Consider the following 16,104-nt stretch of genomic DNA (forward strand, 5'->3'; position numbering starts at 1 on the left):
GCTTTTCTAATCGTCATATGGTTTTAAAAACCCCTATCACCGTGTCCCTTTGATGAATTTTCAGAATCTTTAAATCTTTGTTACAAACACTCAAAAACCTGAAAAAAAGCACAAAAAGAGCAGCTAAATCTGACTTTTTCAGAAGATTTAACTGCTGTGAGCCTTGTCTGGACAATATTTCAGACAAAACCTACGACAAATGATTACTCATATTATACCTTATTTAGCCAGATTTTTCAAGGTTTTTTTACTACTTTTTAAACAATCTTTTCCTATATATTATTTTAAAATTTCAAGAGAATGAAGCATTATATTTTCTCTTAAAAACTAGGAAAACGCTTGCACCAATGTTTACCTCGTGCTATACTGTTAGGGAACAACTACACAAGGAGAATTGTGATGAAAAAGATCCCATCTCAAACTGAGAAAAAAATGATTTATGGTATCCGTTCCTTGAAGAACGGAACTGGTTCTGTCCTTATTGGTGCCAGCATTGTCTTGCTTTCTGCTACAATGCCAACTATTTCAGCTAACGAAAACCTTCCTCAAACTCAGGAAAATACTAGCGCTGTGACCAAGGCTCCTACTGAGACTGAAACGAGTCAAACTCAAAAGGAAACGCCTATTTCTGAGCAAAAGAATGCAAACGCTTCCCTTGATACTAAAAAGGACGCCCCAGCAACTGACGCTGTTCTAGCATCTGAAACACCTAAAAAAGAAGCTCCTGCTGTGGAAACTACTACAGCACCAGAAACACCTAGAACAGAAGATGCTAGCACAAGCCAGGCTAACAGCAAGGGAGAAAAGGCTGATACTCCGACTTCGACGCCAACTTCAGGCCAAAAACCACAAGCAGACACATCTTCTGAAGAACCCATCGCAGACAACTACTTCCGCATTCATGTGAAAAAACTTCCTGAGGAAAACAAGGATTCTCAAGGTCTTTGGACTTGGGATGATGTTGAAAAGCCGTCTGAAAACTGGCCAAATGGAGCCAAGTCCTTCAAGGATGCCAAGCAAGATGACTACGGCTATTACCTTGATGTCAAACTCAAAAATGAGCAAGCCAAGAAAGTCAGCTTCCTTATCAACAATGCCAAGGGGGATAACCTGACAGGGGACCGTTCGGTAGAGCGCCTCTCTCCAAAAATGAACGAGGCCTGGCTAGATGAAAACTACAAGGTATACAACTACCGCCCTCAACCAGCAGGAACTGTCCGTGTCAACTACTATCGCACCGACGGGAACTATGACAAAAAATCTCTCTGGTATTGGGGCGATGTCAAAAACCCAAGCAGTGGAGAATGGCCTGACGGAACAGACTTCACTGCAACTGGAAAATATGGCCGTTACATTGATATTCCACTCAATGAAGCTGCAAGAGAATTTGGATTTTTATTACTAGACGAAAGCAAGAAAGGCGATGATGTGAAAATCCGAAAAGAGGATTACAAATTTACAGATTTGAAAAATCACAGTCAAATCTTTCTCAAAGATGATGACGAAACCATCTACACCAACCCCTATTATGTGCACGACATCCGCATGACTGGTGCTCAACACGTAGCTAAGTCTCGTATTGAAAGCAGCTTTTCTACCCTAGTCGGAGCCAAGAAAGAAGATATTCTTAAGCACTCCAACATCACTGACCATCAAGGGAACAAAGTAGCCATCACAGACGTGGAAGTAGATGAAGCTGGTAAGAAAGTGACCTACATTGGCGACTTCTCTGATACCCAACACCCTTACACTGTCAGCTACAATTCAGACCGTTTTACCACACGTTCAAGCTGGCGCCTCAAGGATGAGACCTACAGTTATGACGGTCCACTCGGCGCAACCCTAAAAGAAGATGGCAAGCGTGTCGACCTTACCCTCTGGTCTCCAAGTGCTGATAAGGTTTCCGTTGTCGTCTATGACAAGAAAGACCCTGAAAAAGTGGTCGGAACTGTCGCTCTTGAAAAAGGAGAAAAAGGAACCTGGAAACAAATTTTGGACGCAAACTCAGGTCTAGGTATCAGCAACTACACTGGCTACTACTACCACTACCAAATCGAGCGCCAAGGTAAAACTGTCCTCGTTCTTGACCCTTATGCCAAATCATTAGCGGCTTGGAATAGCGACCTAGCAAAAACAGATGCCGCTCATAAGGTCGCTAAAGCTGCCTTCGTCGATCCAGCAAAGTTAGGTCCGCAAGACTTGACCTATGGGAAGATTCGAAACTTCAAATCGCGTGAAGATGCCGTTATCTACGAAGCTCATGTTCGTGACTTCACTTCGGATCCTGCCATCGCAAAAGACTTGACCAAGCCATTTGGTACCTTTGAAGCCTTTATCGAAAAACTAGACTATCTAAAAGACTTGGGTGTGACTCATATCCAACTCCTTCCAGTCTTGTCCTACTACTTTGTCAACGAATTGAAGAACCAAGAACGTTTGTCTGCCTATGCTTCAAGCAATAGCAATTACAACTGGGGATATGACCCTCAAAACTACTTCTCCTTGACTGGTATGTACTCAAGCGATCCTAAGGATCCAGAAAAACGTATTGCCGAATTCAAAAATCTCATCAACGAAATCCATAAACGTGGTATGGGGGCTATCTTGGATGTGGTCTACAACCATACTGCCAATCTCGACATCTTTGAAGACTTAGAGCCAAACTACTACCACTTTATGGACGCAGACGGAACTCCTCGTACTAGCTTTGGAGGTGGCCGTTTGGGAACAACCCACTACATGTCTAAGCGTGTCTTGGTAGACTCCATCAAGTATTTAGTCGAAACCTACAAAGTGGATGGTTTCCGTTTCGATATGATGGGTGATCACGATGCGGCTTCAATCGAAGAAGCTTACAAGGCTGCACGCGCCCTCAATCCAAACCTTATCATGCTAGGTGAAGGCTGGAGAACCTATACTGGTGATGAAAATACGCCTGTACAACCTGCTGACCAAGATTGGATGAAACATACCGATACTGTCGCTGTCTTTTCAGATGATATCCGTAACAACCTCAAGTCTGGTTATCCAAACGAAGGCCAACCTGCCTTTATCACAGGTGGAAAACGCGATATCAATACCATCTTTAAAAATCTGATTGCTCAACCAACTAACTTTGAAGCAGACAGTCCTGGAGATGTTATCCAGTATATCGCAGCCCATGATAACTTGACCCTCTTTGACATCATTGCTCAGTCTATCAAAAAAGACCCAAGCAAGGCTGAAAACTACGCTGAAATCCATCGCCGTTTGCGACTTGGAAACCTCATGATCTTGACTGCTCAAGGAACTCCGTTTATCCACTCTGGTCAGGAATACGGACGTACCAAACAATTCCTTGACCCAGCCTACAAGACTCCTGTTCCTGAAGATAAGGTTCCAAACAAGTCTCACTTGTTGCGCGACAAGGACGGCAAGCCATTTGTCTATCCTTACTTTATCCATGACTCTTACGACTCAAGTGATGCTGTCAATAAGTTTGATTGGACCAAAGCAACTGATGGCAAAGCATATCCTGAAAATGTCAAGAGCCGTGACTACATGAAAGGATTGATCGCTCTTCGTCAATCTACAGACGCCTTCCGACTCAAGAGTCTACAAGATATCAAAGAACGCGTCCAACTCATTACTGTCCCAGGCCAAAATGGTGTTGAAAAAGAAGATGTGGTCATCGGCTACCAAATCACTGCTCCAAACGGTGATGTCTACGCTGTCTTTGTCAATGCAGATGATAAGGCTCGCGAATTTACTCTAGGAACTGCCTTTGCTCACTTGAGAAAGGCTGAAGTCCTGGCAGATGAAAATCAAGCCGGACCAGTAGGAATCGCTAAACCTCAAGGTCTCGAATGGACTGAAAAAGGCTTGAAATTGAACGCTCTCACTGCCGTTGTTCTCCGCTTGTCTCAAGGTGGTGCCATCGTTGCCCCAGCTGTGGAAGAAAAACCAGAATTTAATCTTTCTAGCTTGGAAACCCAACAAGACCAAGCCCAAAACCTAGTAGCCAATCCTGACTCTCAAGAAACTGCTACAGAGGCTCTTGCTCAGAAAGTCCTTCCAAACACAGGTACTGAGAGCAAATCCCTTCTTGCCCTAGCTGGATTCAGCATCCTCGCCCTTCTCGGACTTGGATGGTTGATGAAAAACAAGAAAAAGAACTAATACTCAATGAAAATCAAAGAGTAAACTAGGAAGCTAGTCGCAGGCTGCTCAAAGCACTGTTTTGAGGTTGTGGATAAGGCAAAGCTGACGTGGTTTGAAGAGATTTTCAAAGAGTATAACCTAGCCCTCCTATAGAAACAACACCCCATGGTCAGAGGAATCTTCTAGTCATGGGGTGTTGTTTTTATGATACACTTATCTATCAAATCATATATTCTACACTATAGCTAGCGTCTGATAAGATACGAGCCAGGAACTGCTTGGTTCGTTCTTCCTGTGGACGACTAAAGAAATCGTGGGGATTATTCTCCTCTACGATACGGCCTCCGTCCATAAAAATAACGTGGTTGGCGACATCTCTAGCAAATCCCATCTCATGCGTAACGACTACCATGGTCACACCTTCTCCCGCCAACTGTTTCAGAACATCCAAAACATCTCCAACCAACTCAGGGTCTAGTGCAGATGTTGGTTCATCCAGCAAAATGACCTCGGGCTTGACGGTAATAGCACGCGCAATTCCTATTCGTTGTTGTTGTCCTCCAGATAGTTGTGAAGGGTAGTAGTCTTTATAGGCAAGTAAACCAACTTTTTCCAAGGCAGATTCTGCACGTTTGAGCGCTTCTTCCTTGGGAACTTTACGAGCTACGATTAGGCCTTCTAGAATATTTTCCAGAGCAGTTTTATTCGCAAAAAGATTGTAGTGCTGGAAAACAAAGGCTGTTTTTTGGCGAATTTCTAGAATGTCTTTCTTGCTCAATTTGGATAAGTCATAGGTTTTTCCTGCCAAGGTCAAACGGCCACTATCAGCTTTTTCTAAGTGGTTGAGACAACGGAGAAAGGTCGTTTTCCCCGAACCTGATGGTCCTAAGATAACGACGACATCCCCTTGGTTAACCTGGAGATTGACATCCTCCAGCACCTGCCTCTCACCAAATGTTTTTGCGATATGTTCTACTTGTAACATCCTGTCCTCCTATACAAAACGCGCGCTAGATGCTTTTGCACTCTTTTCTTTTTTCAAATAGCCTTTCTCCAGTAGGGAGAAGCCCCACTGAATCAAACCACAGATCAAAATATACTGCAAAAAGATCACAAAATAAGACTCGAAATACTGGTAGCCGTAGGATGCTTCCACACGGGCAATAGCGGTGATGTCCTTGATGGTCATGACAAAGACCAGGGAGGTCCCTTTGACGATATTGATCACCAGATTGGCCAAGTTAGGCAAGGCTGAGCGCAAGGCTTGAGGAAAAACAATCCTTAGATAGGCCTGGGTTGTAGTCAGCCCAATCGCATGCGCTGCCTCTAGTTGTCCCTTGTCCACCGTCAAGATAGCTGAACGCAAAATCTCCGATAAACTCCCGACTGTCATCAAACTATAAATGATAAAGGCATAGTAGAGAGGATCAAGCTTGAAAATATTAAAGTCACTTCCTATGCTTTTGAGAAATTGATTCAGCAAACTTGGAAACAAACTATAAAAGAAGAGAATCAATAAAATCGGAGGAGTCGCTCGGATAAAAGCCAGATAGACCAGAGAAAAACTCCTCACCCCTCGAACCTTGTAAATCTGCCCCAAGGCTAAAAATAGAGCTGGTAAAAAGCTTAGGACCATAGCCACAATCATGATAATCAAGGTGATTGGCACACCCTTCAAGGTCTCCAGAAAGGTCTTTACAATATAGTCTATATCCATTTCTTACCTCCCTTTTGTTTCCAAAGACTTCTCAAGCAAACGACTCAAACTAGAAATAACCAAGGCAATCCCCCAATAAAGAAGTGCAACTGCCGTATAGGTTTCCAGAGAGTAGTTCCCTAAATTGCGACTAATCAAGAGATTGCCTGCCCCCATAACATCAACGAAACCAATCGTATAAGCCAAGGCAGCATCCCGCATGAGATTGAGAATAGCAGTCGTTATATTGGGAAGAGCAACTTGAAAAGCTTGAGGAAAAATGATTCTCCAAAAAGTCTGACTTGGAGTCAAACCAATACTAAGCCCAGCCTCTGTCTGCCCCTTTGGAATAGCTTGATAGGCCGCCTTGAAAACCTCGGCAACAATAGCGGCAAACAAGAGAATCATCGTCAAGAGAACAAAAATAGTTTTAGACCAGTTGTTGATATCTAAACCAAGCCACCATTTCAGAAATTCTGGCAAGCCATAAAAGACTAGAAAAAGCAAGACAATCGGCGGTGTACAACGAAGGGTAAAGATATAGCCTTTGGAAATCGCTGCAAAACTCTTGTCTTCTCCTACTTGTGCCCAGGCCAAGAGACCTCCAAAAAGGGACCCAAGAAGAGTGGTAAAAAAGAGAATGGACAAGGTCATAGGAAGTGCCTGCCATAAGGTCGGCAAAAACTGAAAGACCTTGGAAAAATCATAAGAAACCATGCAAAACCCTTTCTAGTCTTGGAATTTCTGTCCTAGTCTTTGTCTACATAACTAAAGACATCTTCTTTAAAGTATTGCTGAGATAGCTTAGCAAGCGTACCATCTTCTTTCAACTCTTTGATTGCTTTTTCATATTCTTTAGCGAATTTCTCACCCTTTTCATCACGGTGAATCAAGGGATAAGTTGGGATGCCCTTGTATGGGAACCAGCTGAGTTTATCCGCATATTGGTGGTAAGGGCCATCTTCTGCAGTAACTGCTTTTTCAAAGGACAGTTTGATATCAAAGAAGGCGTCATAACGTCCTTCTAAGACCCAGGCATAGGCATCTGCCACTTTAAAGGATTCAGCAGCTGTTAGCTCAATCGGTGCATCCTGATGTTTTTCATTGTAGCTGGTGATGACATTCCATTGAGCATTCTGTGGAGAGATGGGAACCAATTTCCCTTTATTCTTAGCAAAGTCATCAATGGTTTTGTATTTCTGTTCATCTTCTTTTCTGACCGTAAATCCGATGATGCTCGCTCCGACTGGTTCAGATGGAATGACAAACTTTTTAGCTCGTTCATCTGTGTACCAAGCTCCCTTGGTTCCGATGTCATACTTACCTGATTCCAGACCAATCAAGAGGTCATCATCACTGGTACCCGTATATTCAAATTGATAGTTTGCCAACTTCTCATCAACAGCCTTCAAAACAGCTACTTCATAACCATCTGATTCCCCTTTTTCATTTACAAAGTCATAAGGTACGTAGTTTTGTGTATGGGCAACCTTCAAGGTTATGACTTCAGCAGACGAAGCCGTTTCTCCCTCTTTGGCTGGAGCACCAGCTAAACTTCTCCCGATAATCGTCGCCCCAATTACTGCAACAACTGCTACACCACCGATAATCCATGCTTTTTTACTCATCTTTTTCTCCTTTAGTTTTCAAGCGCTTCTCTCACCCACTGGATACGTTCAACTGCGATATCACTTGGAATGGTACAATCTGCCCCAAGTACCAAGCCCTGTTCCCCAGCTTCTGCAACTAGTTTCTTTGCCTCAGCCTGAATGGCATCCTTGCTACCAGTATACAGCAAGCCTGTCTTGCCATTTTCAAATCCTCCAAGAACCGTACGTCCTTTGAAAACCTCACGACCTTCCTTGAGAGTGATTCCCTCTGGCCCTACAGCCCAGTTAAAGACTTGGGCTGGATAGTCTGCAAAAAGGTGAATATCATTTCGCGCTCCCTCGTAGCCACAGATATGAAGAACAGTGACACCACCAACAGCACTAGCTGCTTCCAGAACAGTTATCTCGCTAGGTGCAATGACGGCTTGATAATCTGCTGCCGACACTCGTTGATCTTGGATACTTTGCACGCTGAGGTAGATTCCATCAGCACCAGCCTCCTCGATGACAGCTCGGCTGAGACTCGCAATATCCTCTGCAATCACATCCAACACCTTCTTAAGAGCTTTAGGATCTTCCACCAAAAAATCAGCAATGAGGTCATCTCCACCAGACACTTCCCCAAGCAACCACTTGAGATAGGTCACAGGAGCAAAAATATTGTAAATCGCAACGATATCTTCTGTAAACTCTTGCTTGATTTTCTTAACCAAGTCAACCTGCTCTTTTATCCAAGCGTGATCTGGTCCGAGTGGTTGAATGGTCGCCAATTCTTGAAGTGATTTTCCTTTGGTAATCGCTGGATTTGGATAAGCAAAGTAGCCATCACTCATGAGTTTGATAAAGTCTGGCTGAACTTCTCGGATAAAGCGCTTATGGCCCTCGATATTCTTCTCGATAATGGCTGGATTTGAGAAACCGTGTAGCCATTCGTCTTCGGATGTGAAATGGTGCCAAAAGCCAACTGGCACATGATCAACTTTTTCTCCTCTAAATGCTTTTAAAACCCATTCTTTTTTTTCTGACATTCTTATTCTCCATTTCTTACTTTTTCAACTAATAAACTGCTTGCGATATCATTCGAGCGGAGAAAGGGGAGACTGGACTTGGAAAAATCCTGAACTCCACGACATCTCTCTCCATTTTTGCAGTGCCCATTTTTTACGACGCTTATGGCGACCAAGGCCAGCAAACCGACAACTGCAATGAAGATGCCCCATCTTTTACTTTTCATAGCTCCTCCTTTTAGAGAACAGCTGCCTGCCGAATCCAGTCCAACCTCTCTAAGTCAAAGTCATCTGGAACAGTACAGTCAGCTCCCAGAAGAACGCCTTTACTACCAGCTTCAGCTAGCAACCGTCTTGTTTCATGTTGCAATTCCGCTTTAGAACCTCGATAAAGCAAGCTTTTCTTACCATTTTCAAATCCACCTAAAACGGCCTTTCCTTGAAATAACTCCTGACCCTGTGTCAAACTAACTTCCTCATGGTGGGTCGCCCAGTTGACAACTTGCGCTGGATAGTCCTTAAATATCGTCACATCATTACTCGCACCTTCAAAACCACAGATATGAAGGATATTGGTCCCACCAACCTGATTGGCTGCCTCCAAAACTGCTATGTTGCTCGGTTCGATATAGGTTTGGTAGAGTGCTGGTGTGATGCGCTCATCTTGAATTTCCTGGGTGCTGAGATAAATCCCATCAACTCCACCTTGCTGGATGATTTTCTGAGTTAGGATAGCAATATCTCCTGCAATCACATCTAGAATCGCTCTGAATTGCTCAGGATTTTCAAGCAATAGGTCAGCCACTTCCCTATCTCCTCGAGAAGTTTCTGTACGGAACCAGCGCTTGAGGTAGGAGATCGGTGAAAAGATATTGTAGAAAGAAGCAATCTCTTCGGTAAAGGTCTCTCGAATCGCTTGTACCACTTCCACCTGTTGCTGAATCCATGGGTGTTCCTCACCAATCGACTCAATAGAAGTCAGCTCCTGAATGCTTGCAATCTTAGTACTATAGACATTACTTGGATAAAGGAAAAAACCATCGCTCATAATTTTGACAAAATCAGGGTGAATCCTTTCCACATAGTTGCGATGCCCATCAACACTTTTTTGAAAGATACGTGGATTATTTAATCCCTGTCCCTTTTCTTCAAGTGTTACAAAATGAAACCAAAATCCCACAGGAACTCTTTCCACTTCATCGCCTCGAATCGCTCTAAAGACTATATCTCTTTTACTTGCCATACCTTTCTCCTTCCATTTGGATTGAAACCATCTTACCACTCCTTTTTCCCTTTTCCCAATATATATTGACTATCAACATGATTGGAAATTTTTATATCTATAAAGAAAAAAATCTCTGGAAAACTTGATTTTACAAGCCTTTCAGAGATTCTCTTTATTTTCATCTGTTTTTCAAAAAGGAGCTGATATAGATTTTCTATCAAGCCGATTGGATTTTTTTATAACCATCTTCATTCCCAAATTAAGTACATAATTTTATCCTAATACCAAATTACTACTGAAAAATCTATTTTCTCCCGATATTCCCTTGCACAAATCCCATGAAAACGCTACAATATTAATAGACTATTATTAGGAGGATGGGATTATGAAAATATCCAAAGTTACCATTACAATTGCTTCTACACTTGCTTCCGTCATTTTACTGACTGGCTGTGGCACAAATTCGGCAAATTCACAGACAACACAAAGTAGTACATCTGATAATCAGGTTACAATGACCTATGATCAGTTGCGTTCAAGAGAAAATACTATGTCAACTCTTTGGTATCAAAAAGCAGCTGAAACCAAGGCACTCTATCTACAAGGTTACAATGTCGCTACTGATCGTTTGAAAGAACTACTAAAAACACAGACAGATAAACCCTACTCTATCGTTTTGGACTTGGACGAAACCGTACTAGACAACAGTCCTTATCAAGCACAAAATGTCAAAGACGGAACAGCATTTACCCCAGAAAACTGGGATGTCTGGGTAAAAAAAGCCGCAGCCAAGGCTGTACCAGGTGCTAAAGACTTCCTCCAATTTGCAGACCAAAACGGTGTCCAAATTTACTATGTATCTGACCGCACGATAGATCAGGTAGATGATACAATCAAAAACCTAGAAAATGAAGGGATTCCTGTACAAAGCCGCGATCATCTCATGTTCTTAGAAAAAGGCGTCAAATCTAAAGAAGGTCGTAGACAAGCAGTCCAAGAAAAAACCAACTTAGTCATGCTACTAGGAGACAATCTTGTGGACTTTGCAGAGTTTTCAAAGACCTCTGAAACTGAGCGCGACCAAAAATTAGAGGAATTACAAAAAGAGTTTGGTGAGAAATTCATCATTTTCCCTAACCCAATGTACGGATCATGGGAAAGCACTGTCTACAATGGTAATAAATTGGATGCCAAGGGTCAAACTGAAGAGCGCCAAAAAAACTTACAAGGTTTTGATAAATAAAATAAGGGAGCTATATACCAGTTTACACCAACCACAAGATATCGTATTTGCAAGAATATCAAAAAAAGACGACTTCCAAGCGGAAATCGTCTTTTAATAGGACAGACTTCTCCAATTCAAAATGTACTTCATTTAGTATAGATGTAACCATAAATCATATTTTCTAAGTGGTTTATACATGACTGTTCGTCAGGGAAAGCAAATCTGCAAAATTTAGAAATTTTGATATAATAGAACTATCAAAAAGTAAAGGAACGATTGGTATGAAAGCAATCACAGCTCACAGCTCACAGCTCACAGCTCACAGCTCACAGCTCACAGCTCACAGCTCACAGCTCACAGCTCACAGCTCACGCTGATTATGTAATCAAGCGTATTTTTTGTCAAGCCCTAAAACAGACTTTTTCACATTTTTGTGAGAAGGTCTTTTCTGTTGTGTATGAAAGTGAGGGACTTGTATGAGTCAGGCATTCGAAACAGCGATTCAACAAGCCCTACGAGAGGTGGTAGAAAGCTTTGATGAACAGTATGTAGCTGAAGGACTATTAAAAAAAGATGCTATTATAGTAGATTTAGATAATTATAAACCTGAGTTGGTTGAAAAGATTTTGACAAATGCAATTCTAAATGAAGCATTTACCGAGGATATTGCTAGTGCGACAATTTTGAAAATCAATGATATCATTCAAATGCTTGAAGTTGATGAATATTGGTCAAACTCTTACACACGTTACACCAACAAAATCGGATTAGCGGTAAATAATCGCTATTTAGATGAAACAACAGATGTTGTCCTAAATTTCCCTTACAAAGATAGTATCTTAAAAGCTGGTATGACTAAAGATGATGTATCGAGGGAAGATGCTGAAGAATCCTTTTTAAATGAGATAGTTGCTAGAGAGGAGATTGATGTCCTCCTTGATGAAAAGATTTTTAAAAATGCTAAGAAATATGACAAAAACGGTTCTTCCCCTGTATCAGAAATCAAGGATACGGATAACCTGATTATCAAGGGAAATAATCTATTAGCACTCCACAGTTTGAAAAAACGATTTGCAGAGAAGGTGAAATTGATTTATATCGATCCACCGTATTATTTTGAGGGGACAAAAGACGCCGATACCTTTTCTTATAATTCGAATTTTAAGTTATCCACTTGGTTAACGTTTATGAAGAATAGACTAGAAGTTGCAAGAGACTTATTGGACGACGGTGGAGTGTTGCTTGTTTCTATGGCAGAAGATGGTCAAGCCTATTTAAAAGTGTTGATGGATGATGTTTTTGCGAAGAATGATTTTGTTGAAACTTTTATTTGGCGGAATACTGATAACGCTGACTCACTTGGGAAAAAAAGTCGTAGCGGTGTAGAATATATCCATGCTTATGAAAAGAAGAAAGACCCAAGTGTTCGTTGGATTGGTAAGGATGCAGAAAATGGAGACGCACCATTATTAAATTCAAGTAATTCTATTGGAACACTTAACTTCAAAGCAGGAGTTATTCGATTTAATATTCCAGATGGACATTATTTTGCTGGGCAAAAATCGTCAGTAGTTCTTGAGGACGATTTAATAATTGAAAATGGTAAAAATAAAAATGCCATTCGGTTGACTGGTAAGTTTAAATGGGGACAAGACTATCTTGATAACGAAGTTTCAAAAGGAGGAGACTTTGTTATTAAATCAGATAAGTTTTCTATTCGATATCAAAAAGCAGAAGCAGGCAATGTTGCCCCAGAAAAATTTATTGATGAACGCTATCTATCAAAAATTTTTGGAGTGGGCACAAATGAGGATGCTAAAACTCATTTGAAAGAATTAGGTTTTGACTTTTCATACTCTAAACCAGAAAGTTTATTAGCATTTTTTATTAGAGCGGTAACTTCTGAAAACGATATTGTCCTTGACTTCTTCATGGGTAGTGGGACAACACAAGCAGTTGCTCACAAGATGAATCGTCAGTACATCGGTATTGAACAAATGGATTATATTGAAACCGTAGCGGTAGAGAGATTAAAGAAAGTTATTGATGGAGAACAAGGTGGCATTTCTCAAGATGTTGCTTGGTCTGGCGGTGGTTCATTCATTTATGCTGAATTAATGGACAAAAATGCAACCTTTATTGATGCTGTTCTTAACTCTAAACATTCTGATGAATTAAAGGCTATCTTTGACGACATGAAAGCCACACTTGATTTTGATTTCAGAGTGGATTTACAAGAAGTTGACCAATCTATCTGGGATGAAGATTTTGAAATGCAGAAAAAAATTCTTGTGAAGATTATTGACAAAAACCAGCTCTATCACAACTACTCTGAAATTGATGATGAAACCATTAAATTGCAATTATCCCAATCAGATTATGATTTCAATAAGAGTTTTTATGGAGAGAAATGATGGTTAGAAAAGCAAAGAAAAAAGAACTGATCTTTGAACTCTTCGATGAATTGAAACAGCTGGATATGGATATTTTGAACGAACAGCATGGTTGGGAATTACCACAGTATATTGTAGAAAATCTCAAGCATGAACCACGTTCTTATCAAAGTGAAGCTATTCGCTATTTTCATTACACTCAAGCATCAGATACTTTCAAGTTTCGAAAACCAAGACAGCTGATGTTCAATATGGCAACTGGTTCGGGAAAGACTGATTTGATGGCTGGTTTAATCCTCTATCTTTATAAAGAAAAAGGGTATCAAAATTTTCTGTTTACAGTGAATACAAATGGTGTTCTGAGTAAGACCATTGATAATCTAACGAATGCTCAATCTACTAAGTTTCTTTTCAATTCTAACTTAGAAATTGATGGGGAACATATCTTTATCAACCAGATTTCAGGAAGATTTCCAGATTTTCCTAATAAAAATGTAATTAATATTAAGTTTGTTTCAATTCAAACATTGACAAATGACCTCTTCACACAGGCAGAAAATATCATGTCATTAAAAGATTATCAGAAGACAAAAATGGTTATTCTGGCGGATGAAGCCCATCACTATTCTGCTTCTACGAAAAAGAAAAATAAAGCAGAATTGGAAAAAATCTCATGGGAAAAAAGCCTACTTTCTCTTCTTCACGCACATGCTGATAATCTCTTGCTAGAATTTACCGCAACACTTGATTTTGACGATGAGACCATTTATCAAAAATATCGAGATAAGATTATTTACCGTTATACCTTGGATTCATACATCAAAGAACGATATTCAAAAAATGTAAGACGCATTCAGACGGGTAATTCCAACGAAGATAACATGCTTAGCACCGTTCTTCTGAGTGAATATCGTCGCAAATTTGCTCTAGAAAAATTTGGGATTGAGATAAAACCAGTCATTCTTTTCAAATCACATAAAATTGATGCTTCCTATGAAGCAAATAATCTATTCAATGAGATGATTGATAGTCTGACTGTGGAAAGTTTAAGGTCGTTCCTTATTTCACAATTGAGAGGTGTATCAGAAGAGCAAAGCCATACCCTACAGCTAGCTTATCAGTATTATCTCAAGAAGGATGACCTTTCAACTGTTGTTCAAGAAATTAAGCGTGGTTTTTCACCAGCTAGAATTCTAAATGCAAATGATTCAGATAGTGGCTCAAAAGGGTTGCTAGAAACAGGACAGTATCAAGCCCTCAATTCGCTTGAATCGCCCAATAATCTGTACCGTGTAGTCTTTGCCGTAGCAAAATTAACAGAAGGTTGGGATGTCCTCAATCTTTACGATATCGTTCGTATTAGCAACTTGGGAAAAATGAATGATAAAAGAGATGCTAAATCAACCAATTCCGAGGCTCAGTTGATCGGACGTGGGGCGCGATACAATCCTTTCTCCTTAAATCAAAAGATTTCTTACCAAAGACGATTTGATGAATCAGATGAAACAGCAAGTCTTTTGTTGGAAACACTACACTACCATACCCTTAATGAGCCACAATACATTAAGAATTTGATGGCATCACTTGATAAGATGAATCTTGCGACTGGGACTGATGAAAAAAATCCTCCAATTGAAATCAAACTGAAACCCTCTTTCAAGAAAACCCAAATCTTTAAAACAGGTAAGCTTTACTATAATGAAACTGAGGAAATTCCTGACAGTCACTATGTAAATTTACGTGCATATGGTATTGAAATTTCTAAGCTAGCCAATGTAACCTATTTTAAATCCACCTATGAAACAGCTTACCTTTCAGCTGAAGCAATAGAGTTAAAAACGTCCCAATTGAGGGGAGTTGATATTCGTTATTTTAAAAAATCAATTAGCCGCTCTAACTTTTTCCGATTTGAAAATCTGAAAAGATATCTTCCAAATCTCAAGTCCATTGAAGATTTTTGGGGCGAAAATTGGCTAGATTTGCAAAATCTTACACTCTCTGTCACAACAGAAAAAGAAACCATTATAGAAGATTTTTCCGCTATGGAAAAGCTGAAAATTGTTGATAACTTTTTTAACCTACTGGCTGCCAAAATAAAGGCAGGTTATCGCAAAGCAAGAGGTACGAACCGCTTTATCGGATATCCAATTACAGAATATCTCGTTGATTATCGCAAACGAATACCTAATTATGATACAGCTAAACATAGTGGCTCCTTCATCGAACAAAAAGTAGCTAATATTAGTTTTGAAAAATTTGACTTTTTTGCTTATCAATCAGCTATAATCAATAGAAATGAAGAAAATCTAGTTAATGCTATTGCCAACCATATTGATGAACTAAGAGAACAATACGGTGATGTTTTCCTCATTCGAATGGACGAAAACATGCTAAAGGGGACAGATAAAGTTGAACGATTGAAATTGCACCAATTTGAAGAGAATCCACGGGAAATCAATTTTTCAGGATTTCAACCAGACTTTATCCTACTTCTTCAAAATAAGGATTACTATCTTCAAATCTTCATTGAACCCAAAGGTGAACAATTGGCAGAAAAAGATAGATGGAAGGAGGAACTCCTTTCATACATCAACGACCATCAAGAAGATTTGATTTTCGAGGATGAAGTTGATGGAGTTATCATCAAAGGACTTAAATTCTATAATCAAGAAAATAGTAAGCAAACACTCAATCAATTAGCACAGATAGCTCTTGAAAAACCACATTTTGGTGGAAATATTAGGCTGGACTTATTCTAAATATCAAAAAGACGATTTCCGCTTGGATAATCGCCTTTTTGCTATTTTA

Annotated in this window: 11 protein-coding genes; 4 read left to right on the top strand and 7 right to left on the bottom strand. The window is 40.2% G+C overall.

Annotated features, from left to right (window positions below; genetic code table 11):
* The first annotated feature begins 399 nt into the window (after positions 1 to 399).
* A complete protein-coding gene (locus ACXYSL_RS03465; protein WP_458623978.1) occupies positions 400 to 4,158 on the top strand; it encodes a pullulanase in 3,759 nt (1,252 codons plus the stop codon).
* A 202-nt stretch (positions 4,159 to 4,360) separates the two neighbouring features.
* Here ACXYSL_RS03465 and ACXYSL_RS03470 read toward each other — a convergent pair whose 3' ends face one another.
* Genes ACXYSL_RS03470 through ACXYSL_RS03500 form a run of 7 tightly spaced genes read right to left on the bottom strand, consistent with a single transcriptional unit; the run spans position 4,361 to position 9,696 of the window.
* Positions 4,361 to 5,125, bottom strand: a complete 765-nt coding sequence (locus ACXYSL_RS03470) for an amino acid ABC transporter ATP-binding protein (protein ID WP_458623979.1) — start codon at positions 5,123 to 5,125, stop codon at positions 4,361 to 4,363.
* A 9-nt stretch (positions 5,126 to 5,134) separates the two neighbouring features.
* A complete protein-coding gene (locus tag ACXYSL_RS03475; protein ID WP_000350567.1) occupies positions 5,135 to 5,857 on the bottom strand; it encodes an amino acid ABC transporter permease in 723 nt (240 codons plus the stop codon).
* Between the two features lie 3 nt (positions 5,858 to 5,860).
* Complete coding sequence (locus tag ACXYSL_RS03480) at positions 5,861 to 6,553, bottom strand: amino acid ABC transporter permease (RefSeq protein WP_000255460.1); 693 nt, start codon at positions 6,551 to 6,553, stop codon at positions 5,861 to 5,863.
* A gap of 32 nt (positions 6,554 to 6,585) precedes the next feature.
* Positions 6,586 to 7,464: a transporter substrate-binding domain-containing protein gene (locus tag ACXYSL_RS03485; RefSeq protein ID WP_000037003.1), complete on the bottom strand. Its 879-nt coding sequence runs from the start codon at positions 7,462 to 7,464 to the stop codon at positions 6,586 to 6,588.
* A gap of 11 nt (positions 7,465 to 7,475) precedes the next feature.
* Positions 7,476 to 8,474, bottom strand: coding sequence for a uroporphyrinogen decarboxylase family protein (locus ACXYSL_RS03490; RefSeq protein WP_458623980.1), 999 nt, complete (start codon positions 8,472 to 8,474; stop codon positions 7,476 to 7,478).
* 2 nt (positions 8,475 to 8,476) lie between these two features.
* Positions 8,477 to 8,680 (bottom strand): hypothetical protein, encoded by a 204-nt coding sequence (locus ACXYSL_RS03495; RefSeq protein ID WP_000837737.1) that lies wholly within the window; start codon positions 8,678 to 8,680, stop codon positions 8,477 to 8,479.
* Between the two features lie 11 nt (positions 8,681 to 8,691).
* A complete protein-coding gene (locus ACXYSL_RS03500; protein ID WP_458623981.1) occupies positions 8,692 to 9,696 on the bottom strand; it encodes a uroporphyrinogen decarboxylase family protein in 1,005 nt (334 codons plus the stop codon).
* Positions 9,697 to 10,063: 367 nt separating this feature from the next.
* On the opposite strand from ACXYSL_RS03500, the gene ACXYSL_RS03505 reads away from it, so the two are divergent.
* From ACXYSL_RS03505 to ACXYSL_RS03515, 3 genes are all read left to right on the top strand, one after another.
* Complete coding sequence (locus ACXYSL_RS03505; RefSeq protein WP_000703383.1) at positions 10,064 to 10,921, top strand: 5'-nucleotidase, lipoprotein e(P4) family; 858 nt, start codon at positions 10,064 to 10,066, stop codon at positions 10,919 to 10,921.
* 458 nt (positions 10,922 to 11,379) lie between these two features.
* Positions 11,380 to 13,317: a DNA methyltransferase gene (locus ACXYSL_RS03510; protein WP_458623982.1), complete on the top strand. Its 1,938-nt coding sequence runs from the start codon at positions 11,380 to 11,382 to the stop codon at positions 13,315 to 13,317.
* On the top strand, positions 13,317 to 16,055 hold the full coding sequence (locus ACXYSL_RS03515; protein ID WP_458623983.1) for a DEAD/DEAH box helicase family protein: 2,739 nt from the start codon (positions 13,317 to 13,319) through the stop codon (positions 16,053 to 16,055). The genes ACXYSL_RS03510 and ACXYSL_RS03515 overlap by 1 nt, the downstream gene beginning before the upstream one ends.
* Positions 16,056 to 16,104: the final 49 nt, after the last annotated feature.

Source organism: Streptococcus sp. V913, from assembly GCF_054353455.1.

Bases quoted from the DNA above. Each gene is read 5' to 3' on its own strand.
- ACXYSL_RS03465 (WP_458623978.1), top strand. From the start codon at position 400: ATGAAAAAGATCCCATCTCAAACTGAGAAAAAAATGATTTATGGTATC.
- ACXYSL_RS03470 (WP_458623979.1), bottom strand. From the start codon at position 5,125: ATGTTACAAGTAGAACATATCGCAAAAACATTTGGTGAGAGGCAGGTG.
- ACXYSL_RS03475 (WP_000350567.1), bottom strand. From the start codon at position 5,857: ATGGATATAGACTATATTGTAAAGACCTTTCTGGAGACCTTGAAGGGT.
- ACXYSL_RS03480 (WP_000255460.1), bottom strand. From the start codon at position 6,553: ATGGTTTCTTATGATTTTTCCAAGGTCTTTCAGTTTTTGCCGACCTTA.
- ACXYSL_RS03485 (WP_000037003.1), bottom strand. From the start codon at position 7,464: ATGAGTAAAAAAGCATGGATTATCGGTGGTGTAGCAGTTGTTGCAGTA.
- ACXYSL_RS03490 (WP_458623980.1), bottom strand. From the start codon at position 8,474: ATGTCAGAAAAAAAAGAATGGGTTTTAAAAGCATTTAGAGGAGAAAAA.
- ACXYSL_RS03495 (WP_000837737.1), bottom strand. From the start codon at position 8,680: ATGAAAAGTAAAAGATGGGGCATCTTCATTGCAGTTGTCGGTTTGCTG.
- ACXYSL_RS03500 (WP_458623981.1), bottom strand. From the start codon at position 9,696: ATGGCAAGTAAAAGAGATATAGTCTTTAGAGCGATTCGAGGCGATGAA.
- ACXYSL_RS03505 (WP_000703383.1), top strand. From the start codon at position 10,064: ATGAAAATATCCAAAGTTACCATTACAATTGCTTCTACACTTGCTTCC.
- ACXYSL_RS03510 (WP_458623982.1), top strand. From the start codon at position 11,380: ATGAGTCAGGCATTCGAAACAGCGATTCAACAAGCCCTACGAGAGGTG.
- ACXYSL_RS03515 (WP_458623983.1), top strand. From the start codon at position 13,317: ATGGTTAGAAAAGCAAAGAAAAAAGAACTGATCTTTGAACTCTTCGAT.